1 protein-coding gene is annotated in these 237 nt (G+C 43.5%); it reads right to left on the minus strand.

The features are described from left to right. Positions 1–237: hypothetical protein (locus tag R2R70_RS23030; protein ID WP_410979350.1), on the minus strand; the 237-nt coding region annotated here is incomplete at both ends.

The raw sequence follows: 237 nt of genomic DNA on the forward strand, positions 1-237 counted from the left end.
GCTTCATTTTCGTGATCTTCATTTCTCGCTTGACCTTAATAGAAGCATTCCCTTTGTCCGTACGATATGGGATGGCAAGGAGCAGAGCGTTTTGATTTTCTATGAAACAGACTTCAGGCGTTTCGACATCCAGCTTTAGACGACGCTTATAATAAGGATTGTCGTCTTCATCTATGAATTGTCCTTCTTCCTCTTCCAATTCCGCCTCTTCGTCCTCTCCATCAGAATCATACGAGG

Origin of the sequence: Cobetia sp. SIMBA_158 (assembly GCF_046566945.1) — a bacterium.
Taxonomy (GTDB): Bacteria; Pseudomonadota; Gammaproteobacteria; order Pseudomonadales; family Halomonadaceae; genus Cobetia; species Cobetia amphilecti.